At 69.3% G+C, this 20,988-nt stretch carries 25 protein-coding genes; 12 read left to right on the forward strand and 13 right to left on the reverse strand.

Annotated features, from left to right (window positions below):
* Positions 1 to 8 precede the first annotated feature (8 nt).
* Genes ACP7AI_RS11970 through ACP7AI_RS11995 form a run of 6 tightly spaced genes read left to right on the forward strand, consistent with a single transcriptional unit; the run spans position 9 to position 4,553 of the window.
* Positions 9 to 269 (forward strand): type II toxin-antitoxin system Phd/YefM family antitoxin, encoded by a 261-nt coding sequence (locus tag ACP7AI_RS11970; protein ID WP_426167618.1) that lies wholly within the window; start codon positions 9 to 11, stop codon positions 267 to 269.
* 4 nt (positions 270 to 273) lie between these two features.
* The gene (locus ACP7AI_RS11975) at positions 274 to 660 is read left to right on the forward strand and encodes a type II toxin-antitoxin system VapC family toxin (protein ID WP_426167620.1); all 387 of its coding nucleotides are present in this window, start codon (positions 274 to 276) and stop codon (positions 658 to 660) included.
* On the forward strand, positions 660 to 2,507 hold the full coding sequence (gene cobT / locus ACP7AI_RS11980) for a cobaltochelatase subunit CobT (RefSeq protein WP_426167622.1): 1,848 nt from the start codon (positions 660 to 662) through the stop codon (positions 2,505 to 2,507). The genes ACP7AI_RS11975 and cobT overlap by 1 nt, the downstream gene beginning before the upstream one ends.
* The gene (locus tag ACP7AI_RS11985) at positions 2,507 to 3,280 is read left to right on the forward strand and encodes a Rieske (2Fe-2S) protein (protein ID WP_426167624.1); all 774 of its coding nucleotides are present in this window, start codon (positions 2,507 to 2,509) and stop codon (positions 3,278 to 3,280) included. The genes cobT and ACP7AI_RS11985 overlap by 1 nt, the downstream gene beginning before the upstream one ends.
* The gene (locus ACP7AI_RS11990; protein ID WP_426167626.1) at positions 3,271 to 3,828 is read left to right on the forward strand and encodes a TIGR04282 family arsenosugar biosynthesis glycosyltransferase; all 558 of its coding nucleotides are present in this window, start codon (positions 3,271 to 3,273) and stop codon (positions 3,826 to 3,828) included. Before ACP7AI_RS11985 ends, ACP7AI_RS11990 begins: the two co-directional genes overlap by 10 nt.
* Positions 3,816 to 4,553 carry a glycosyltransferase gene (locus ACP7AI_RS11995; protein ID WP_426167628.1) on the forward strand — a complete coding sequence of 246 codons (738 nt, stop codon included), beginning with the start codon at positions 3,816 to 3,818 and terminating at the stop codon, positions 4,551 to 4,553. The genes ACP7AI_RS11990 and ACP7AI_RS11995 overlap by 13 nt, the downstream gene beginning before the upstream one ends.
* Here the strand turns inward: ACP7AI_RS11995 and ACP7AI_RS12000 are convergent.
* On the reverse strand, positions 4,510 to 5,535 hold the full coding sequence (locus tag ACP7AI_RS12000; protein ID WP_426167630.1) for an SDR family oxidoreductase: 1,026 nt from the start codon (positions 5,533 to 5,535) through the stop codon (positions 4,510 to 4,512). The genes ACP7AI_RS11995 and ACP7AI_RS12000 overlap by 44 nt on opposite strands.
* A gap of 4 nt (positions 5,536 to 5,539) precedes the next feature.
* Positions 5,540 to 6,595, reverse strand: a complete 1,056-nt coding sequence (locus ACP7AI_RS12005; RefSeq protein ID WP_426167632.1) for a methyltransferase domain-containing protein — start codon at positions 6,593 to 6,595, stop codon at positions 5,540 to 5,542.
* Positions 6,596 to 6,815: 220 nt separating this feature from the next.
* Between ACP7AI_RS12005 and ACP7AI_RS12010 the strand changes: the two genes are divergently transcribed.
* On the forward strand, positions 6,816 to 7,685 hold the full coding sequence (locus ACP7AI_RS12010; protein ID WP_426167634.1) for a radical SAM protein: 870 nt from the start codon (positions 6,816 to 6,818) through the stop codon (positions 7,683 to 7,685).
* Between the two features lie 16 nt (positions 7,686 to 7,701).
* Here ACP7AI_RS12010 and ACP7AI_RS12015 read toward each other — a convergent pair whose 3' ends face one another.
* Positions 7,702 to 7,989 (reverse strand): hypothetical protein, encoded by a 288-nt coding sequence (locus tag ACP7AI_RS12015; RefSeq protein ID WP_426167636.1) that lies wholly within the window; start codon positions 7,987 to 7,989, stop codon positions 7,702 to 7,704.
* A 144-nt stretch (positions 7,990 to 8,133) separates the two neighbouring features.
* Between ACP7AI_RS12015 and ACP7AI_RS12020 the strand changes: the two genes are divergently transcribed.
* Entirely contained in the window at positions 8,134 to 8,829 is a 696-nt protein-coding gene (locus ACP7AI_RS12020; protein ID WP_426167638.1) for a glycine zipper 2TM domain-containing protein, read from the forward strand.
* 3 nt (positions 8,830 to 8,832) lie between these two features.
* On the opposite strand, the gene recQ is transcribed toward ACP7AI_RS12020, so the two are convergent.
* A complete protein-coding gene (recQ, locus tag ACP7AI_RS12025) occupies positions 8,833 to 10,623 on the reverse strand; it encodes a DNA helicase RecQ (RefSeq protein WP_426167640.1) in 1,791 nt (596 codons plus the stop codon).
* A 50-nt stretch (positions 10,624 to 10,673) separates the two neighbouring features.
* On the opposite strand from recQ, the gene ACP7AI_RS12030 reads away from it, so the two are divergent.
* Entirely contained in the window at positions 10,674 to 11,693 is a 1,020-nt protein-coding gene (locus ACP7AI_RS12030) for an esterase-like activity of phytase family protein (protein WP_426167642.1), read from the forward strand.
* Here the strand turns inward: ACP7AI_RS12030 and ACP7AI_RS12035 are convergent.
* The 3 genes from ACP7AI_RS12035 to rpmB form a co-directional block, all read right to left on the reverse strand.
* Entirely contained in the window at positions 11,690 to 12,139 is a 450-nt protein-coding gene (locus tag ACP7AI_RS12035) for a Rid family hydrolase (protein ID WP_426167644.1), read from the reverse strand. The genes ACP7AI_RS12030 and ACP7AI_RS12035 overlap by 4 nt on opposite strands.
* Positions 12,140 to 12,159: 20 nt before the next feature.
* Positions 12,160 to 12,768 (reverse strand): GNAT family N-acetyltransferase, encoded by a 609-nt coding sequence (locus tag ACP7AI_RS12040; protein ID WP_426167646.1) that lies wholly within the window; start codon positions 12,766 to 12,768, stop codon positions 12,160 to 12,162.
* Positions 12,769 to 12,837: 69 nt separating this feature from the next.
* The gene (gene rpmB / locus ACP7AI_RS12045; RefSeq protein WP_426167648.1) at positions 12,838 to 13,143 is read right to left on the reverse strand and encodes a 50S ribosomal protein L28; all 306 of its coding nucleotides are present in this window, start codon (positions 13,141 to 13,143) and stop codon (positions 12,838 to 12,840) included.
* Positions 13,144 to 13,310: 167 nt separating this feature from the next.
* Here rpmB and ACP7AI_RS12050 point away from each other — a divergent pair, with 167 nt between their 5' ends.
* On the forward strand, positions 13,311 to 13,631 hold the full coding sequence (locus ACP7AI_RS12050) for a hypothetical protein (RefSeq protein ID WP_426167650.1): 321 nt from the start codon (positions 13,311 to 13,313) through the stop codon (positions 13,629 to 13,631).
* Here the strand turns inward: ACP7AI_RS12050 and ACP7AI_RS12055 are convergent.
* Positions 13,628 to 14,311 carry an LrgB family protein gene (locus ACP7AI_RS12055; RefSeq protein WP_426167652.1) on the reverse strand — a complete coding sequence of 228 codons (684 nt, stop codon included), beginning with the start codon at positions 14,309 to 14,311 and terminating at the stop codon, positions 13,628 to 13,630. The two genes, ACP7AI_RS12050 and ACP7AI_RS12055, sit on opposite strands and share 4 nt — an antisense overlap.
* A complete protein-coding gene (locus tag ACP7AI_RS12060; protein WP_426167654.1) occupies positions 14,308 to 14,661 on the reverse strand; it encodes a CidA/LrgA family protein in 354 nt (117 codons plus the stop codon). Before ACP7AI_RS12060 ends, ACP7AI_RS12055 begins: the two co-directional genes overlap by 4 nt.
* 60 nt (positions 14,662 to 14,721) lie before the next feature.
* Here ACP7AI_RS12060 and ACP7AI_RS12065 point away from each other — a divergent pair, with 60 nt between their 5' ends.
* On the forward strand, positions 14,722 to 15,003 hold the full coding sequence (locus tag ACP7AI_RS12065; protein ID WP_426167656.1) for a YciI family protein: 282 nt from the start codon (positions 14,722 to 14,724) through the stop codon (positions 15,001 to 15,003).
* Between the two features lie 47 nt (positions 15,004 to 15,050).
* Here the strand turns inward: ACP7AI_RS12065 and ptsP are convergent, their stop codons facing one another.
* From ptsP to ACP7AI_RS12080, 3 genes are read right to left on the reverse strand one after another with little or no spacing between them, the layout of a single operon-like run.
* Positions 15,051 to 17,330: a phosphoenolpyruvate--protein phosphotransferase gene (gene ptsP / locus ACP7AI_RS12070; protein ID WP_426167658.1), complete on the reverse strand. Its 2,280-nt coding sequence runs from the start codon at positions 17,328 to 17,330 to the stop codon at positions 15,051 to 15,053.
* Positions 17,330 to 18,379 carry an NAD(P)H-dependent flavin oxidoreductase gene (locus ACP7AI_RS12075; RefSeq protein WP_426167660.1) on the reverse strand — a complete coding sequence of 350 codons (1,050 nt, stop codon included), beginning with the start codon at positions 18,377 to 18,379 and terminating at the stop codon, positions 17,330 to 17,332. The genes ptsP and ACP7AI_RS12075 overlap by 1 nt, the downstream gene beginning before the upstream one ends.
* Positions 18,376 to 19,599: an aspartate kinase gene (locus tag ACP7AI_RS12080; RefSeq protein ID WP_426167662.1), complete on the reverse strand. Its 1,224-nt coding sequence runs from the start codon at positions 19,597 to 19,599 to the stop codon at positions 18,376 to 18,378. Before ACP7AI_RS12080 ends, ACP7AI_RS12075 begins: the two co-directional genes overlap by 4 nt.
* A 127-nt stretch (positions 19,600 to 19,726) precedes the next feature.
* On the opposite strand from ACP7AI_RS12080, the gene ubiG reads away from it, so the two are divergent.
* Positions 19,727 to 20,467 (forward strand): bifunctional 2-polyprenyl-6-hydroxyphenol methylase/3-demethylubiquinol 3-O-methyltransferase UbiG, encoded by a 741-nt coding sequence (gene ubiG, locus ACP7AI_RS12085; RefSeq protein WP_426167664.1) that lies wholly within the window; start codon positions 19,727 to 19,729, stop codon positions 20,465 to 20,467.
* Here the strand turns inward: ubiG and ACP7AI_RS12090 are convergent, their stop codons facing one another.
* Entirely contained in the window at positions 20,468 to 20,968 is a 501-nt protein-coding gene (locus ACP7AI_RS12090; protein ID WP_426167666.1) for an RcnB family protein, read from the reverse strand.
* Positions 20,969 to 20,988 lie beyond the last annotated feature (20 nt).

The following is a 20,988-nucleotide window of genomic DNA, read 5'->3' on the forward strand; positions in this document are numbered from 1 at the left end:
GCCGTGCAATGCCTGCCACCGTCAACGTCCATGAAGCCAAGACGCACTTCTCGAAGCTTCTCGAGCGGGCCCATGCCGGCGAAGAGATCATCGTTGCCAAGGCCGGCAAGCCCTATGCCAAGTTGGTCAAGCTCGATGATGCGCCCTTGCCATGCAAACGCACGCCGGGTGGCTGGCCGGAACTCGCGCCGCTTGCCGATGATGCAATGATGTCGGCGATGACCGACGCCGATATCGAAGCATGGGAACAAAAGCTGCGGGACATCTGACGGGGTGCCGCTCCTGCTGGACACCCACGCGGTTATCTGGTGGTGGCTGGATTCGCCAAGGCTCAGCCCAGCCGCACGCGCGGCGATCATGGCGCCCGACGAGCAGATCTGGGTCAGCGCAGTCAGCGCCATCGAAATCGCCATCAAGTTTCGCATCGGCAAGCTGTCGGATTTCGAGGACCCGAGGACGCGCTTCCCTGTCGAGATGGCCGCAAGCCGCTTCGACAGTCTTGCGGTGACCGAGACGCATGCACTTGCCGCGGGATTGCTGCCCGGCGATCACCGCGACCCATTTGACCGTTTGATTGCGGCGCAAGCACTGGCAGAAGGGTTGACGATCGTGACTCGCGATCCCGAACTCGCCGCTTTCGGCTGCAAGGTACTCTGGTAATGGCCGCCCCCGAAAACCCTATCGAAGACTTCCGCCAGGCCGTCGCCGCCACGTTGCGCGCGCTTGGCCATGCGCCCGATGTCGAGCTGGCCTATACCGCCGACAAGCCCTCGTGCTTCGGTGACCAGGCGCGGGTGCCGCAGCCCGGCCGCGCGATGCCCCCCGAACAGGTCGCCGAAGTCCGCGGCTGGGCCGACTCGTTCGCGTTGCGCCGCCGGCTGCACGACACGAAGCTGCATAATGTCGACCAGCCCGATGCCGGCCTTGCCCGCGACATCTGGAACGCCGTCGAACAGGCGCGGGTGGAAGCGCTGGGCAGTGCCGAGATGCTCGGCGTGTCGAAAAACCTCGATCGCATGACCGAGATGCGGGTCCGCGCCGACCCCATCGTCCGCGCCCGCAGTGCCGAGGAGGTGCCGCTGGCCACCGCCATGGGGCTGCTGGTGCGCGAGCGGCTGACCGGCCAGCCGGTGCCCAAGGTCGCCGAGGCGGCGATCGACCTCGTCCGCGACGGCATCGAGGACCGCGCCGGCGGCCACCTCGACGATCTCGTCGCCGCGCAGGGCGACCAAGCCAAGTTTGCCCAGGTCATGCGCCGGGTGCTCAGCGACCTCGGCCTGGGCGCCGACCCGGATGCCGAGCCTGAACAGTCAGACGAGACCGACGACCAGGCCGACGACGAACAGCCCGGCGAGGAAGGCGAGGAGCAGGACCAGGAGGCCGGCGGCCAGGACCAGTCGACCGAAACCCGCGCCGAGGAATCGCAGGACGACGCCGAGGCGACCGAAAGCCGCGAAGTCGAGATGGACACCGACATGGTGTCCGAAGCCGAGATGGGCGAGGAAGGCCAGGAGGGCATGACCCCGTGGCGGCCGAACCTGCCGATGTCGGACCTGCCGCCCGATTTCGACTATAAGGCCTATACAAGGGCGCATGACGAGATCGTCGGCGCCGAGGAACTCTGCGATGCCGAGGAACTGACCCGGCTGCGCGGCTATCTCGACCAGCAGCTCATCCCGCTGCAATCGGCGGTGACCAAGCTGGCCAACCGGCTGCAGCGCCGCCTGATGGCGCAGCAGAACCGCAGCTGGGATTTCGACCAGGAAGAGGGGCTGCTCGATGCCGCGCGCCTCGTCCGCATCGTCACCAATCCCAGCTATGCGATGAGCTACAAGGTCGAGCGCGACACCGAATTCCGCGACACGGTGGTGACGCTGCTGATCGACAATTCGGGCTCGATGCGTGGCCGGCCGATCTCCATCGCCGCGATCTGCGCCGACATCCTCGCCCGCACGCTCGAACGCTGCGCCGTGAAGACCGAGATCCTGGGCTTCACCACCCGCGCCTGGAAGGGCGGTCAGGCCCGCGAGAAATGGCTCGCCGACGGGCGCCCGGTAAAGCCCGGCCGGCTCAACGACTTGCGCCACATCGTCTACAAACAGGCCGATGCGCCATGGCGCCGGGCGCGCAAGAACCTCGGGCTGATGATGCGCGAGGGGCTGTTGAAGGAGAACATCGACGGTGAGGCGCTGTTGTGGGCGCACGATCGCCTGCTGGCGCGGCGCGAGGACCGGCGCATCCTGATGGTGATCTCCGACGGCGCGCCGGTCGATGATTCGACGCTCAGCGTCAACACCGGCAACTATCTCGAACGCCATTTGCGTCAGGTCATCAAATATATCGAGGGCCGATCCCCGGTCGAATTGATCGCCATAGGCATTGGCCATGACGTGACGCGCTATTATGCCAAGGCGGTGACCATCATGGACGCCGAACAATTGGGCGGCACGATCATCGAGCAGATGGCCAATCTTTTCGAGACAAACGGCAAAGCCGGGCGACGTTGATGGCGCTCAACCTCGCCGGCACCTATGTTCGCGAGGTGCAGGCGAGCCTGGCGCGCATCCGCGAGAATGTCCTCGATTGGGAACATCTGCCGGCGCTGCACGGCGGCAGCTTCGCCGCCTGCGAACTGGTCGACAGCGATGCCGATGGCTGGCGGATCCGGCTGACCGGGCAGGGTCGCGCCGCGCCGCAGGTCCAGAAGCTGTATATCGCCTACGACACCAGCGCCTATCGCGTCGTCACCGAAAGCGGGCCGGGCGCCGGCAGCGAGATCCGCGTCGCGGTGACCGCCCGGGCGCCGCACCTGAGCCATGTCGTCGTCGAATATCATGTGCCCGAGGCCGACCCCCGGAAGCTGGCGGCGATCGGCAAGGCCTTTGTCGCCATCTACGAAACGCTGTGGGACGAGGACGAGGCGATGATGCGGGCCCGCGAGGCGGCGCTCGCCCCGCGCAAGAAGGCGGCGACGCCGGCGCTGCTGTTCCTTGGTGAAGAAGCCGATGTCCGCCAGCAGCTGCCGCTCGCCTTCGATTTCGGGGCGGGGCGGTTCCGTGTCGTCGACATCGCCGGCACGCTGGCGGCGCACAGCATCACTTGCCCGCACTGGCTGGGGCCGCTGATCGGCGCGCCGGATGCCGCCGGCGTCGTGACCTGCCCCTGGCACGGCTATCGCTTCGACGTGGCGACCGGTTGCAGCGCCGATGGCCGCGGGCTGCGGCTCGCCCCGGCTCCGACGATCCGTATCGAGCGCGGCCGCGTGGTGGCGTGCGCGTAAGCCTGTTCGCGCGCTGGCCGGAGCCGGGGCGCGCCAAGACCCGGCTGATCCCGGCGTTGGGCGCCGCGGGCGCCGCCGACCTGCACCGCCGCCTGACCGAGCGCACGGTCGCGACGGTGCTCGCCGCCGGTTTGCCGTGCGAAGTGCGGTCGACCGGTGCCAACCCGCCCGTGTTTGCCGATTGGCTGGGGCCGGGGGTTACCGTCGTCGATCAAGGGGACGGCGACCTCGGCGCGCGGTTGGCTCGGGCGGCCAAAACGCTGCCGGTCCTGCTGCTCGGCGCCGATATTCCCGACCTGGCGCCGCATCACCTTCACGCCGCCGTTGCCGCGCTGGCCGACGCCCCTGCCGTCATCGGCCCGGCGGAGGACGGCGGCTATTGGCTGCTCGGCCTCGCGGCACCTGCCCCACAAGCCTTTGTCGGCGTTGATTGGGGCACGTCGAGCGTATGTGAGCAAACGCTGGACCGGCTGCCCGCCGGCATCCCGCAACTTGCCACCCTTGCCGACCTTGATCGTCCCGAAGACCTGGCGCGATGGACATTCTGACGAAAATCGCTATCATTGTCCCGATGCTCGACGAGGCGCCGCAACTGCCGCGCCTGGCGCGCTGCCTCGCCGCCCTCGATCCGCAGCCCGACGAGGTCATGCTGGTCGACGGCGGCAGCAGCGACGACAGCATCGCCGTCGCGACCGCGCTCGGCCTGCCGGTCATGACCGCGCCGCGCGGCCGCTCGCGCCAGTGCAACGCCGGCGTCAGTGCCACCACCGCACCCATCGTCATGGTCCTGCACGCCGACACCTGGCTACCGCCCGATGCGCTGGCGGTGGCGCGGCAGGTGATGGCCGACCCGCGCATCAACCTCGCCGGCTTCACTGCCATCCTCGCCGGCGCCGACAAGGTGCGCTGGGCGACCAGCTTCCACAATTGGATCAAGACCTGGTACGCGCCGCTGCTGTTCCGCCCGCACCTGTTCCTGCGCGGCGGCCGGCTGCTGTTCGGCGACCATGCCATGTTCTTCCGCCGCGTCGATTTCGACGCGGTCGGCGGCTTCGATCCCGAACTGACTGTGATGGAGGAGGCGGAACTCTGCGTCCGCATGGCGCGTCTCGGCCGCACGCGGCTCGTCGGCCGTTTCGTCTTCACCTCCGATCGCCGCGTCGCCGCCTGGGGCGAATGGCGGGCCAACTGGATCTATCTGAAGGTTGGCTTCCGTTGGGGCCTCGGCATCAGGCCGAAAGCGCTCGGGACGCTCTATCCGGACGTGAGGTGACCCAGCCCGCATCGAGGCAATAGCCGATCAGTCGGTCGAGCCAGGCGCGATCGGTCGGCGGGCAGGGCGGCAGCAGCGCCGCGGCGCCGGCGGTGTCGAAGCGTGGCCCGCGCAGCAGGTAACTCGTGTACAGCGAAGCTGCCGCGGCATGGTAGCGGCGCTCCACCGGCGGCAGCGCCGCCGGCACGAAGTCGCCCGGATCGACGAAATGCGGCGCGCCCAGCCCCGGCACCGCGGCGATCGCGGCCCCGAGCGTCGCCAACGGTGTCGGCGTCGCCGCCGTCAAATGCAGCGTCCGCCCGGCGACGCGCGCCATGTCCTCCGCCATCGCGACGATGCTGCTGCAGACATGATCGATCGGCACCAGGTCGAGGCTGGCGCCCGGCGCCCCCGGCAGAGTCCGCACCCGCCCTTCCGCGATCAGGCGGAAGATCATGTAGATGTTCGAAAAGTCGCGGATGCGGCCGGATGCCCAATCGCCCACGATGATCGACGGCCGCGATATCGTCGCGACCAGCCCCCGCGCCATCGCCGCGCGCACCAGTGCTTCGCCGGCGGCCTTGCTCGCCTCATAGCCGTTGACGAAATCGTCGCCGGTCTCGGTCTCGCGCACCACCCCGTCACTTGTGCCGCAGACATAGGCGGTGGAGACGTGGAGCAGCGGCGTGGCCGTCGCCTCGGCCAGCGCCACGGCATTGGCGACGCCGCCGATGTTGACGGCGCGATAGCGCTCCGGCGCCGCGTCGAAGGCGGTGATCGCCGCGCTGTGGATGATGAGGTCGAAGCGCGGCAGCGCGGCGAGGCCGAAGCCGGGCAGGGTGACGTCGCCCGACAGGCAGTTTACCGCCACCGCCGCCCCGTCGTTGCCGCGGATGGCCGCCGCCCGGTGGACCAGCGCTGTCACCGCATGGCCGCGCGCCGCCAGACGCGCCGCGACCTCGCCGCCGACCAGGCCCGCCGCCCCCGTGACTAGGATCCGCATCGCGTCAGCAGCAGCCCGAAGCGGCAACCGCGCCGGTGCCGGCACCGGCGGCATCGAACGGCAGCGCAGTGCCGCAGCCGGCGAAAATGCCGTAATGGCGGCTGAAATCGCCGATGAAGTCGAAATGCCGCGCCAGCCGTGTCTCGGCGAGCATCTTCCAGCTGTTGCCGCACACCGGGAAGACCTTGCCGGTTGCCATGACATGGTGCTTGTCGAGCATGAAGCGATTGGGCTGGCCCTCGACCGTGCCGCGATAGACGACGGCCTGGCCATAATCCTCGCATTCGGGCTCCAGGCCGTCGAGCTTGAACAGCCGCCAGGTTGCCGAGAAGAAGCCGATGCCATCGACCATTTCGGCAATCGCCGGGTCACCGATGCCGAGCGGGCGATCGGTGACCAGCCGCGGATCGGCAAAGCCCGCCGCCTTGGCGAGGCTGAGGAAATCGTTCCAGTACAACGCCCCCGACAGGCATTCGCCGTGGAGCACCGGATCGGACTTCAGCGCGTCGGGCACGCGGCGATCGGCATAGACATCGGAAAAATACAGCTCGCCGCCGGGCTTCAGCAGGCGATGCGCGGCGCGGAACACTGCCGCCTTGTCGGCCACCAGGTTGATGACGCAGTTCGACACGATGGCATCGAAGCCCGGCGCCAGGTCGAGCGTGTCGAGCTGTTCGATATCGCCATCGACGAAAGCGACGTTCGATGCGGCATGGCCGAAGGCGTCGCGGTGCCAGTCCTGCGTGGCGCGCGCCACCGCCAGTTGCTCGGGCGTTGCATCGACGCCGGTGACATGGCCGCCCTCGCCGACGAACTGCGCCAGCACATAGGCGTCCTGGCCGGCGCCGCAGCCGAGATCGAGCACCCGCGCGCCGGCGATGTCGGCCGGCGCGATGAAGCCACAGCCGTAATAGCGGGCCCTGACATCGGGGTGGACGCGGGCCAGCGCGGCGCGCAACGCGGGGCCGGGCATGTCGGCGACCGAACAGGCATCGGTGCGCAGGTCGGCGGAGCCCTGCAGCACCTGGCCGTAATAGTTGCGGCTGTTTTCGATGTTCATCGCTGCCCCTGCTTGCCTGTGCCGGCTATTCGACGTTACGTCGTCCGTGGTTACGACGATGCGACGTTTTCGCTGTAACCGAAAGCCGCCTGCCGACGTATTTCGGTAATGGCCGACTGCGCCACCTTCGCCACGGGAGCTTCCCATCGCCGCTTCCGCCCCTTCACCGTTCGAAGTCGTCGCGCCGCGGCTCGACCCGGCCAAGTTCCGCGACCCGGCGTTGACGGCGAAGGGGGAAGCGCGCGCAACGGTAGCGCTGCGCCGGCTGGAAACGCTGTGGTTCAACAGCGGGACGCTGTGCAATCTCGCCTGCGCGACCTGCTATATCGAAAGCTCGCCGACCAATGATGCGCTCGCCTATCTGACACTCGCCGATGTCGAGCGTTACCTGGACGAAATCGGCCGTGACGCCCTGCCGGTGCGCGAGATCGGCTTTACCGGCGGCGAGCCGTTCATGAACCGGGCGATGCCGGCGATGATCGCGCTGGCCCAGGCGCGCGGGTTCGACGTGCTGGTGCTGACCAACGCGATGCGGCCGCTGCGGCGATTCGAGGCGGCCATGGACGCCATGTCGCGAGACAGGCTGACATTTCGTGTCAGCTTGGATCACTACACCGCGCCAGTGCATGATGCCGAACGCGGCGCCGGCAGCTTCGGGATCGCGCTCGATGGTCTCAACTGGCTGGTCGGACAAGGTTTTTCCGTCGCCGTCGCCGGCCGCCACTTGCCGCACGAAAGCGATGTCGAGGCACGCGCCGGCTATGCGGCGCTCTTCGCCGGCCTCGGGCTGGCCTGCCCCCCGCTGGTGCTGTTCCCCGAAATGGACGCCGGGGCCGATGTGCCGGAAATCACCACGGCCTGCTGGGGCATCCTCGATGTCGCGCCCGATGCCATGATGTGCGCGTCATCGCGCATGGTCGTCCGCCGCCGCGGCGCCGCCACGCCGGCCGTGCTGGCCTGCACGCTGCTCGCCTATGATCCGCAGTTCGAGATGGGTTCGACGCTGGCCGCCGCCTCGAAGGCGGTGGCGCTCAATCACCCGCATTGCGCGCGCTTCTGCGTGCTCGGCGGGGCCAGCTGTTCGGGCTGACCCCGCCGTTATCGGATCAGCAGCGCTTCTTGGCGCCGATCTCGTGGCCGACGACGGCGCCGCCACCGGCGATCAGCGCCGATTCGCCCAGGTTACCACCGAGCAGGGCGGCACCGACACCGGCGATGGCCGCACCGGCGATGGCGCCGTCGCGCTTGTGACGCTTCTTGGCAGCGGCGCACTGTTGATAGCTGTTGTAGGTGCGGCCGTTATACTCGTACCGGGTCTTCTGCCGCGCTTCGGCGGGCAGGGCAGGCAGCGTCGCGGCAATGGCGGCGATAAGCAGTGTCGATGTGATGCGCATGGGGTAAACTCCTGTTGGTCGGCTCGTTATGGCAGCGGCAAGCTTAACGAAGGCCAACGTTCGAATTCACAAAACGTTCAGGCGCATGATGCGAACCCGATGTCATGATGGCGCAATGCGCGCCCGGCTCGAAAGGGTGTTTCGATGAACAAGTTGCTTCTCGCCTCGGCGCTCGCCCTGCTCGTTGCGACACCGGCGCTCGCCGATCGGCGCGGCGACGGCCGTGGTCCTCAGGGCGGCGGCTATCGCGGCCAGGACGGCGGCCATCGCGGCGGCTACAACGGTGGTGGCTACAACGGTGGTGGCTACAACCGCGGTGACTATAACCGTGGCGGCTACAATCGCGGCGGCTATCGCAACAATGGCTATGCGCGCCCGGCTTATTACGGCGGCCGGCCCGGCTATGGTGGCGGCTATTACGGTCGCCCCGGCTATGGTTATGGCGGCGGCTATTACCGCCCGCCGGTGCGTTTCCGCCCGGTCTATTACCCGGCCTATGGCGGCGTGCCCTTCGGCGGCGTGCCCTTCGGCGGTGTGCCCTTCGGCGGTATCCCCTATGGCGGCTATTATGGCGGCGGCGGCTTCAACCAGGTCGTGATCACCGGTGGCCCGGGCTTCGGCGGCGGTTACTACGGCGGCGGCCCCGGCTATGGCGGCGGCTATTATGATCCGTGCCGGTCGAGCGGCGCCGGTGCCGTCATCGGTGCCATCGCCGGCGGCCTGATCGGCAACGGCCTGTCGAATCGCTATGATGGCGGGCTCGGCACCGTGCTCGGCGCCGGCGTCGGCGCGGTGACCGGCACGGCGATCGAGCGCAACCAGCGCTGCGGCGGCTACTAACGCTCAGCTGTTGGCGATAGCCGCCAAAAACGGCTCGCCATAGGCTTCCAGCTTGCGCGCGCCGACGCCGGGGATGCGGGCGAGTTCGGCCGGTGTGCCCGGCCGGCTCGCCGCCATCGCCCGCAGTGTCGAATCGTGAAAGATGACATAGGGCGGCAGGTTCGCCGCCGCCGCCAGTTCGCGCCGCACGGCGCGCAACGCCTCGAACAGCGGCACGTCGGCGGCATCGACCGCGGCCGTCGTCGTGCTGCTGCCGCGGCTGCGCTTCGGGGTCGGCGCCACGATCTTCAGGCTGATCGGCACATCGCCCTTCAGGATCGGCCGCGCCGCCGGGCCCAGCGCCAGGCCGCCATGCTCGCCGTCGCGGACCAGCGCCTCGCCGGCCTCGAGCTGCCGGGCGAGCGCCTTCCAGCCGTCGGGGCTCAGCTCGTTGCCGATGCCGAACACCGACAGCGCGTCATGGCCGAACTTGCTGATCTTTTCCCCGGCCTTGCCCATCAACACGTCGATCAGATGCTGGGCGCCGAAGCGCTGCCCGGTGCGGTAACAGGCGGACAACAGCTTGCGCGCCGCCTCGGTGACATCCTGCAGCGCCGGCGGGTTCAGGCAATTGTCGCAATTCCCGCACGGCGCCGGCCGCGGCTCCCCGAAATATTCGAGCAGCGGGATCCGCCGGCAGCCGCCGGTTTCCAGGAACGCGATCAGCGCGTTCAGCCGCCGCGTCTCCTCGGTCTTGCGCGCCTCGCCGGCCTCGCTCTGGCTGATGAACTGGCGGGCGCGGGCGATGTCCTCCGCCCCCCACAGCAGGTGCGCCACCGCCGGGTCGCCGTCGCGGCCGGCGCGGCCGGTTTCCTGGTAATAGGCCTCGATCGATTTCGGCAGGCCGATATGGGCGACGAAGCGCACATCGGGCTTGTCGATGCCCATGCCGAACGCGATCGTCGCCACCATCACCATGTCTTCGGACTTGACGAAATCGGCCTGGTTTTTCGCGCGCACGCTGCCGTCGAGCCCGGCGTGATAGGCGCGGGCGTTGATGCCGTCCTTCTGCAGCCAGCCGGCGACCTGGTCGGTGGCGGCGCGCGTCGGCGCATAGATGATGCCCGGCCGCCCGGCCTGCGCCGCGACGAAGGCGCTCAACTGGCGGTGGCTGTCGTGCTTGGGCATGACTTCATAGCGGATGTTGGGCCGGTCGAAGCCGGCGACGACCATGCGGTCCTCGGCGATGCCGAGCTGCTGCAAGATGTCGGCGCGGGTGGCGACATCGGCGGTGGCGGTCAATGCCACGCGCGGCACGCCGGGCAGGGCGTCGCACAGGCTGCGCAGCTGGCGATATTCGGGGCGGAAATCATGGCCCCATTGGCTGACGCAATGCGCCTCGTCGATGGCGACCAGCGCGATTTCGGCGCGGGCGATCAGCGCGCGAAACCCGTCCATCGCGGCGCGTTCAGGCGCGACATACAACAGGTCGAGCTCGCCGTTGCGCAGCGCCTCGATCGTCGCGTCGCTGTCGGTGGCCTGGCTGTTGAGCGCGCCGGCGCGGACGCCAAAGGCCCGCATCGCCCGCACCTGGTCGGCCATCAGCGCGATCAGCGGCGACACGACGATGCCGCAGCCCGGCCGCACCAGCGCCGGGATCTGGTAGCACAGCGACTTGCCCGATCCTGTCGGCATGATCGCCAGCACGTCGCGGCCGGCGCAGACATCGGTGATGATCGGTTCCTGCTGCCCGCGAAAGGCGGGAAAGCCGAAGACCGATTGCAGGATATTGTGGGGGGTGGCGGCGGCAAGCATGGAACGGCGCAGCGATAGCCCAGCCGGCGCGGCGCTGCTATGCCCCTGGCATGCAGATCGAACGGATTTTTGCCGGCGCCGTCATCGCCGCGGCGCTGGCCACCGGCGCGCTGGCGGTGCGGGCGCCACCCGCGCTGGCCTTTGCGCCGATGGCGCTGCCGCTGTCGGCGACGCCGCTGCCGCTCGATCGCGACGATCCGGGGCGGAGCCAGGTCGGCGCGCTGCGCTTCATGGGCGCCGTGCAGCTGCGCTCACCCAGCGCGCTGTTCGGCGGTGTGTCGGGCCTCCGCGCCGGCCGCGGCGACCGCATGCTGGCGATCAGCGACACCGGCAACTGGCTGGCGTTTACGACCGTGGAGCGCGGCGGGCGGCTGGTCGGGGTCAGCGACGGTGTCATCGCCCCGATCCTCCAGCCCGATGGCGGCGCTGCGGCGACCAAGGCCGATGGCGATGCCGAGGCGCTGGAATGGGATCCGGCCAGCGGCACGGCGACGATCGTCTATGAACAGGATCACCGGCTGGTGCACTTCGCCGGCATCGACGCCGATCGCCCGGCCAGCCTCGCCGCCGTGCCAACGCGGACGGAACGCCTGACGCCGATGACGGGCTGGCCGTCGAACGGTGGCGGCGAGGCGATCGCGACGCTGACAGATAGCGTAAGGATTGTCATTTCGGAGCGGAAACAACGCCCCGACGGCAGTCATATCGCATTGCTCACCCGCGGCGGCACGACGGTCGAGATCGGCGTCGGCGGCGCTGAGGATCATGCCCCGACCGACGCCATCGCGCTCGACGACCATCGCATCCTGGTGCTCAACCGTCGCTTCTCGCCGATGGGCCAGAGCAGCGTGCTGACGCTGATCGACCTTGCCCCGGCGCTGGCCGGCGAGGTGACCGCGCCGCTGCCTGCCCGTGAGCTCGCCCGGCTGGTGCCGCCGCTGACCCTCGACAACATGGAGGGGCTGGCCATCCGCCGCAGCGGCGGGCGGACCTTCCTCTACATGGTGTCCGACGACAATCTCAGCGGCCTGCAAAAGACCGTGCTGATGAAATTCGAGCTGCGGCTCTAGCGCTTCGACTTCCGCGCCGTCACCTTCACCTCCGCGACCCCGCCGTCGACCAGGAAGCGCGTCACCTGGATCGCCGTCCAGGCCGGATAGGGCGCCTTCACATAGCGTGCCTTGGCGGCGATGATCGCCTGGGCCTGGCCCGGCAGGTCGGCGTGATAGCTCTCGATCTCGACGACATCGGCCCAGGTGAAGCCGGCGCGCGTCAACGTGTCGTCGATCGCGGCAAAGACGCGGTCGAACGCCGGCTGGGTCCCGGTCTCCCCCGGGCGCGGGATGACGATGACGCCCGACAGCGTCACCGTGTCGCCGACGACGACGGCATCGGCAAAGCCATAGGCCTGTTCGGCGGCGAGCAATGTCGGGTCGGTCGCCATGATCACCCGGCGCTCGGGCGCGGCGCACCCCGCCGCCATCGTCGTCGCGGCCAGCGCCAGCATCGGCATCATTCGCATAACCTACCCCCGTTTCAGCGCGGATCGCGCCACATCGTCCAGAATGTCAGCCTGTCGTCGATCGCGAAAGTATCGGTGATGGCAAAGCCGAGCGCCTGGTACAGCCCCAGATTGCCCGGCGTCGCGGTTTCCAGCGCCGCCGGCAGCCGCTGGGCATCGCACATCGCCAGCCGGTCGCGAATCGCCGCGCCGCCCAGCCCCTTGCCCTGTGCCGCCGGCTCGCAGCCGACGAACTGCAGATACCAGTGCGGCGCCGCCGGATGGTGCGCCTCCAGCCGGTTCTGCAGTGCCAGCGCGCGCGGCAGCGACAGGCCAAAGGCGTGGATCATCGCCGGCAACAGCCGCAGCATCGCCGATGTCGGCGTCGCCCAGGCGCCGGGCGGCCGCCACATCGCCGCCGCCGCCGGCCGGCCGCCATCGAGCGCCAGCGTCCATAGCGACGGGTCGCCATCGACGCGGGTGATCAGTCCGAAAAAGCGCCGCAGCCGTTCGGACCGCGTGCCGGCGTCGCGGAACAGCCAGGCCATGGCCGGATCGTCGATGAACGCCCGCGCCAGCACGGTCGCGGTGACGCCGCGTTCATCGGCAGCGGCGGGGCGGACGGGGATCGGCGGGCGCTGCATCGCGTCAAACGGACACGAAAACGGCCCGGGGATACCGGGCCGTTTGCATGGTCACGATGGCGTCGCGGCTCAGGCGGCGGCGGGCGCCGCGGCCTCGGCGACCTTCTTCTTGATCTCGCGCTTAAGCTTGGCGGCGCGCGTGCTCAGCTTTTCGGCCTTGGTCTTCAGCAGCCAATTGTCCAGCCCGCCGACATGTTCGACCGAGCGCAGGCCGTTCATCGACACGCGCAGCTTCACCGAACGACCGAGCGTGTCGGAGATCAGCGTGACATTCTGCAGATTGGGCAGGAAGGTCCGCTTGGTCTTGTTGTTGGCGTGGGAGACATTGTTCCCGACCATGCGACCCTTGGCGGTCAGTTCGCAAACGCGCGACATGTTGAACGTCCTTGATTCGAAACGATGCGGTCCGGCGGGGACCAACGGCAAGCGCGGGCTGTTAGCGGAGACGGGTGCGGGCGTCAACCATCGCGGGGCGGCGACGGCGGGGGAAATGCGCCGGCCCCCCGTATCGATATCAACAAGCAACACAAGGGAGACCTGCCATGATCCAGTTCACGCCCCTGCTCGTACTCGCCCTCGCCACTCTCGCCGTGCCCGCCACCGCCTCGCCATCGGACCGCCGCTTCGCCGCCAGCGAGGCCCGCGACGCCCGGCAGGAACAGCGGATCGCGACCGGTATCGCCCGGGGCACCATCAATCCCCGCGAGGCGTCCCGGCTGCAGGCCCGCAACGGCCGTATTGACAACTTCCAGAACCGCCTGGCCTCCGACGGCCGCTACAGCCGCCGCGATCGCGCCCGGGTCGCCTATCGCCAGAACAGCGCGAGCCACGGCATCTATCGCGCCCGGCATAACCGCCGCTAAGCGAGCCAGCGCAGCAGCGCCGGCAGCAGCAGCGCGGCAATCGTGCCGGCCAGCGCCATCGCCAGTGCCGACAGGCCGCCGGCGCGCGAATCGCGGCGGGTCAGCCAGTCGGTGCCGACGATGTGCGCCGCGGTGCCCAGCCCCAGCGCCCGGCCGGCGACGCCGGTGATGCGCAGCCGGTGGAACATCGGCGGCACCAGCAGCGCGCCGATGACGCCGGTCAGCACCGCGATCGCCGCCGCCAGCGCCACCGGGCCGCCGGTGGCGCCCATGATGGCTACGCCGAACGGCGTCGACAGCGTCTTCACCGCCACCGCGTCACTGAGCAGCGGCGCCAGCCCGAGCAGCCGCGCCAGCCCGATGGCGCTGCCGACGCCGACCGCCATGCCGCCGCCAACAGCGACCAGCACCGGCACCGCCTCCCGCCGCAAGGCCGCACGATTGGCATCGATGATCAGCGCCAGCGCCACCAGCGCCGGCCCCAGCAGCCAGCGCAGCGGCAGCGCGGCGGCACCATAGCGCGCCACCGGCACGCCCATGAGCGCCAGCACCCCGGCGACGATGATCGCGCCGACCAGCACCGGGCTAGCCCAGGGCGGATGGCCGAGTCGCGCCGACAGCCACCGCGCCAGCGCAAAGGCGGCGAGCGTGCCGCCACAGGCAGCAAAAGTGGCGATCACCCGCGGCCGCCGGCGGCGCGATACAGCAGCGCCGTCGCCAGCGCCGTCAGCAGCGTCGTGACGACCAGCAGCAGCGCCAGCGGCAGCGCCGTGCCGGCGAGGGCACCGGCATAGGCCTGCAGCCCCACCAGCGCCGGCACGATCATCGCGCCGATCCAGCGGATCAGCAGCGCCGCGCCGCGCCGGCTCCAGCCGATGCCGCGGCCGATGGTCAGCCAGCCGAGATAGACGACCAGGCCAATGATGGCGCCGGGCACCGGCAGCCGCAGCGCCGCGACCAGCGCATCGCCGGCCATCGCCAGCGCGATGCAGAGCAACGCGCCCGCGCCGATTTCGATGCTGTTGCGCATGCCCCTTTTCCCCGCCCCGTCCAGCCGCTAGACCAACGATAGTCCCAGTACAGGTTCGCGATGCCCTATTTTGCCATCCATTGCATCGACAAGCCCGATTCGGCCGAACTGCGCGCGGCGACTCGCCCGGCGCATCTCGCCCATGTCACGGCGCTGGGCGCTGCCGTCCTCGTCGCCGGGCCGCTGCTGCGTCCCGACGGCCGGCCGATGGGATCGCTGCTGATCATCGATTTCGACGATCGCGACGCGGCGGTGGCGTTCGCGACGGCCGATCCGTACCACCAGGCGGGATTGTTCGAGAGCCGGTCGGTGACGAACTGGCACAAGGTCTTGCCGGCTTAACTGTCATCCGGCCTACGCCGGGATGACAAGCTGCGCGGCCGGCGCGATCACCCCCGCGACCACCCCAGCTCCACCCCCTGCGCCTTCGCCGCCGCCAGCAGCGCTGCCCGCACATCCACGTTCGGCGAATCGAGCCACACCGCCATCGCCGCCGACAGCGGCCCCAGCTCCGCCGACCGCACCATCGCCTTGATCGGGCCGACGCCGGCCGGGGTAATCGACAGCGTGTCGACGCCCAGCGTCATCAGCGCCAGTGCCTCCAGCGGCCGGCCGCCCATTTCACCGCAGACCGTCGCCGGCACGCCGGCCGCCTTTGCCGCGACGACGATGCGGCGCAGCACCCGCAGGATCGCCGGCGACATCCAGTCATAGCGGTCGGCCAGCCGCGGATTGGCGCGATCGGCGGCGAACAGGAACTGGGTCAGGTCATTGGTACCGACCGACACGAAATCGGTCATCGGCAGCAGCGTGTCGAGCGTTTCGATCAGCGCCGGCACCTCGATCATCGCGCCATAGCGCACCGCCAGCGGCAGCGCATGGCCCTGCCGCGCCAGCAGCGCCCGTTGCGATTCGACCAGCGCCTTGGCTTCGGCGAATTCCCAGGGCTCGCTGACCATCGGGAACATCACGTTGAGCGTCCGCCCGGCGCCAGCCTCGAGCAGCGCCCGCGCCTGGATCTTCATCAGCGCCGGCCGGCCCAGCGCCAGCCGCAGCGCGCGCCAGCCCATCGCCGGGTTTTCCTCCTGGTCGTTGCCGTCGAGCAGATAGGGCACCGCCTTGTCGCCGCCGATGTCGATGGTGCGGAACACCACCGGCCGGGTATCGGCGGCGTCGAGCACGGCGCGATACAGCGCCTGTTGGCGCTCGCGGCGGGGCAGGGTGGCCGACACCAGGAACTGGAATTCGGTGCGGAACAGGCCGATGCCGTCGGCACCGGTCAGCTCCAGCGCCTGGGCGTCGTCGGCGAGCCCGGCGTTCATCATGATGGCGACGCGGCGGCCATCCCTGCTGATCGCCGGCAGGTCGCGGACCGCGGCGAACTTCTCGGCCTGTTTGGCCTTCAGCACGCTCATCGCCTGGTACGAGGTGATCATCGCCGCCTGCGGCCGCACCAGCAGCGCGCCATTGGCGGCATCGACGATCAATTCGTCGCCCTCGCTGACATCGCTGAACAGCCCGCGCACCCGGCCCAGCACCGGCACGCCCATGGCCCGCGCGACAATGATGACATGCGCTGTCAGACTGCCTTCCTCGAGCACGACGCCCTTCAGATAGCGCTTGTCATATTCCAGCAGCTCGGCCGGCCCCAGGTTGCGGGCAATGAGGATGGTATCGTCGCGAATGCCCATCTGGGCGGCGGTGCCCAGTTGCCCGGACACGATACGCAGCAGGCGATTGCTCAAATCGTCGAGATCGGTCAGCCGCTCGCGCAGGTACGGGTCGTCGATCGACCGCATCCGGGCGCGGGTCCGCGCCTGCACCCGCTCGATCGCGGCCTCCGCGGTCAGGCCGGTGTCGATCGCCTCGTTGATGCGCCGCGACCAGCCTTCGTCATAGGCGAACATCTTGTAGGTATCGAGAACGTCGTGATGGTCGCCGCCGCCGACGAATTCGGCCTGGCCCATCATCGCGTCGATCTGCTCGCGCATCCGCCCGAACGCCGAATAGACGCGGCTCCGCTCGGCCTCGGTATCGTCGGCAACGGTATGCTCGATGATGACGCGCGGCTGGTGGAAGACCGCGACGCCGCGGCCCAGCCCGTCGACCAGCTTCAGCCCCGGCAGCCGCATCGGTTCGGAACTCGCCGCCCGCGCCTTGGCCGCCTGCGAGTCATCGACCAGCCCGGCGCCGTGGATCAGCTCCGACAGCACCATGGCGACGGTCTGCAGCGCCTCGATCTCGACCTCGTCGTAATCGCGCGGCTCGCGATGCTGGACGGCGAGCACGCCGATCGCCGATTCGCGTCGCACGATCGGGACGCCGGCAAAGCTGTGGTAATCCTCCTCGCCGGTTTCGGGGCGATAGACGAAATCGGGGTGCGCCTTGGCCTCGGCGAGGTTCAGCACCTCGCGCGACGCGGCGATGACGCCGACGAGGCCCTGGCCCATGCTGAGCCGGGTCACATGCACCGCCTCCTGCGCCAGGCCGCGGGTGGCGAACAGTTCGAGCATGCCGTCGCGCAGCAGGTAGATCGACGCGACCTCGCTCGACAATTCGCGGGCGACGATCTGGACGACCTGGTTGAGCTTGGCTTCAGCGCCGCTCTTGGCCGCCATCACTTCGTGAAGGCGGCGCAGGATTTCGCGGGCGGCGCTGACAGCGGCCATCAGGCAGCCGATTCGTACGGGGCGGCGCGGCCCGCGGCGATGCCGCCGCCAACCCTTGATTCCAGCGCGGCTTCGGCCTCGGCGACCAGCTCGGCGATGATGTCGGCGACGCTCTGCTCGCCGGTCACCATGCCGACCGACTGCCCGGCCATCAGGCTGCCGTTCTCGACATCGCCGTCGACGACGGCGCGGCGCAGGGCGCCCGCCCAGTAATGCTCGATTTCCAGCTGCCCGGCGGCGAGGTCCAGCTCGCCGCGATCGACGGCCTCGGCGACCTGGCGCTGCTTCGCCGTGAACGCCTCGGTGCCGGCATTCTTCAGCGCGCGGACCGGGATGACCGGCAGGCGCGGGTCGAGCTGCACGCTGGCCACGGCGTCGCGGGCGGAGGCGCGGAAGAACGCCTTCTTGAAATTGGGGTGCGCGACACTCTCGGTCGAGGCCGCAAAGCGCGTGCCGAGCTGGACGCCCGACGCGCCCATCTCCAGCCAGGCGGCGATGGCGGCGCCGCGCCCGATGCCGCCGGCGACGAACACCGGCACGTCGCGGATCACCGGCAAAATCTCCTGCGCCAGCACGCCCAGCGACACCGGCCCGATATGGCCACCGGCCTCCGACCCTTCGATGACAATGGCATCGACACCCGAGCGCACCAGCTTCTTGGCCAGCGCCGCGGTCGGGGCAAAGCACATCAGCTTGGCGCCGGCCGCCTTGATCGCCTCGATCGCGGCGCCCGACGGCAGCCCGCCGGCGAGTACGATATGGCTGACGCGATGCTGGGCGCAGACGGCGATCAAGTCCATCATCTGCGGGTGCAGCGTGATCAGATTGACACCGAATGGCTTGCTTGTCAGCGCCTGTGTCGCGGCGATCTCGGCATCGAGCAGTGCCGGCGTCATCGACCCGCAGGCGATCACCCCGAAGCCGCCGGCGTTGGAAATCGCCGACACGAGGTTGCGCTCGCTCACCCAGGTCATCGCGCCGGCCATGATGGCGTGGCGGCTGCCGAGGAATTCGCGACCGCGCGCCGAAATCTGGTCGAGCCGGGTCATGCTGCCGCATCCAGCCCATAGGCGGTGTGCAGCACGCGCACCGCCAGCTCGACATATTCCTCGGCGATCAGCACGCTGACCTTGATTTCGGAGGTCGTGATCGCCTGGATGTTGATGCCTCGATCGGCCAGCGCCCGGAACATCGTCACCGCGACCCCGGCATGGCTCTTCATGCCGACCCCGACGACCGAGATCTTGGCCACCGCCGCGTCGGACAGCACATCGGCATAGTTGATGACGCTCCGTTCGCGCCCCAGCACGTCGAGCGACAGCGGCAACTGCGTCCGCGGCACGGTGAAGGTGACGTCGGTGGTGCCCTCGCCCTTGGCGATGTTCTGCACGATCATGTCGACGTTGACATTGGCGTCGGCGAGCGGCCCGAAGATCTTGGCGACGACCCCCGGCACGTCGGGCACGCCGACCAAAGTCACCTTGGCCTCGTTCCGGTCATAGGCGACGCCGGCGATCAGTTCGCGTTCCATGTCCTCATCCTCGTCAACGACCAGAGTACCGGGGGCGTCGGTAAAGCTCGACAGCACCTGGACCCGGACCTTTTCCTTCATCGCCAGCTCGACCGAGCGGGTTTGCAGCACCTTGGCACCGACCGAGGCCAGTTCGAGCATCTCCTCATAGGTGATGCGCTCCAGCTTCCTTGCCCGCGGCACGATGCGTGGATCGGTGGTATAGACCCCGTCGACATCGGTATAGATGTCGCAGCGATCGGCCTTCAGCGCGGCGGCCAGCGCCACCGCCGAGGTGTCGGACCCGCCGCGCCCCAACGTCGTCACCCGCCCGGCATCGGATACGCCCTGGAACCCCGGCACCACGGCGACCTCGCCACGCGCCATCGCCGCCAGCACCTTGTCGGTCTCGATGCCTTCGATGCGGGCGACGCTGTGCGCGGCCGACGAACGGATGGGCAGTTGCCAGCCGAGCCATGACCGCGCCGGCACGCCGGCGGCCTGCAGCGCGATGGCGAGCAGCCCGGCGGTGATCTGTTCGCCGGCGGCCACGACGACATCATATTCGCGCGGATCGGCGAGCGGCGAGGCCTCGCGGCAGAACCCCACCAGCCGGTCGGTCTCCCCGGCCATGGCGGACACCACCACAGCGACCTCGTTGCCGGCGTCGATCTCGCGCTTCACGCGCGCCGCGACGCCGCGAATACGCTCGCTGCCCGCCATCGAAGTGCCGCCGAATTTCATAACGATGCGGGCCATGGCGGGGAAAATTGTCCTTGCAAAAGACGCTGCGGCGGTGCGGCCCCTTGGCGGAACCTGCCGGTCTGATAGAAATGCGCCGCGCCGATGGCAAGCAAGCCCCGCTTTAGTGCGCAGGAGGATTGCCATGGCCGAACTGCTGAGCCCAAGTATTTCACCAGACGAGGCGACGTTTTTCGGGGGTCTTGCCGAGGATTGGTGGAATCCGCGCGGCAGCTCGGCGATGCTCCACCGCATCACGCCGCTGCGCAGCCGGCTGGTCCGCGATGCCGCGGTGGCGCGATTTCGCCGCGATGTGAAGTCCCGCCAGCCGCTCAAGGGGCTGACCGCGCTCGACATCGGCTGCGGCGCCGGGCTGATGACCGAACCGCTGGCGCGCATGGGTGCCACCGCGACCGGCATCGACGCGGCACCCGAGAATATCGCCGTCGCCGCCGCCCATGCGACGGCGGGCGGGCTCGATATCGATTATCGCGCCACCTCGGCGGAGGCGCTGGCGGCGACCGGCGTCCGCTTCGACATCATCACCTGCCTCGAAGTCGTCGAGCATGTCGCCGGGCGCGACAGCTTCTTTGCCGCGCTGGCGGCGCTGCTGGCGCCGGGCGGGCTGGCCGTACTGTCGACGCCCAACCGCACGCCGGCGTCCTGGGCGGTGCTGATCGGCGGCGCCGAGATGCTCCTGCGCACCATCCCGCGCGGCGCGCACGACTGGCAGCGCTTCATGACACCCGAGGAGCTCAGCGAGGCACTGGTCCACGCCGGGCTGACGGTCACCGACCGGCAGGGGCTGACCTGGCGTCCGGGCCAGGGCTTCACCCTCGGCCCGGACGTTTCGGTCAATTATTTCCTGACGGCGACGCGGGCCTGACTACCAGTACAGCCCGCGCACCGCGCGGAGCACGATGCCATCGCCGAGACGGATCAGCAGCGCATCGGGGCCGACCCGCACCCAGCGGGTGCCGTACCAGGCCGGCGGCAGGCGGTAGAACCCCGGGTTGCCGATGAAATAGCGGTTGCCGAAATAGGCTCGCGGCAGGCGATAGCCGACACCCCAGGGCCGATAGCCATAGCCGCGCGGATGGATGAAGGCCGGGCCGCGATAGCGCTGCTGGTTCCAGCGCCAATCGTTCCCGCGGCGATTGTCCCAGCCGCCCCGGCCGTTGCCGCGCCAGCCGTCATTGCCACGCCAATCGCCGCGGTTGTCGCCACGCCAGCCGCGATCGTCACCGCGCCGGCCCCGATCGTCGCCGCGCCAGCCACCACCGCGATTGTCCTCCCAGCCGCGCCGGCCATCGCGATCGCCATCCTGGGCCAGCGCCGGACCCGCCAGTATCAGCCCGGCAAGGCCCGCAACAAGCAACTTGAACATTCCACACCTCCCTTGCGACG

The organism is Sandarakinorhabdus sp. DWP1-3-1, assembly GCF_049896705.1.
In the GTDB taxonomy this organism is placed as follows: domain Bacteria; phylum Pseudomonadota; class Alphaproteobacteria; order Sphingomonadales; family Sphingomonadaceae; genus Sandarakinorhabdus.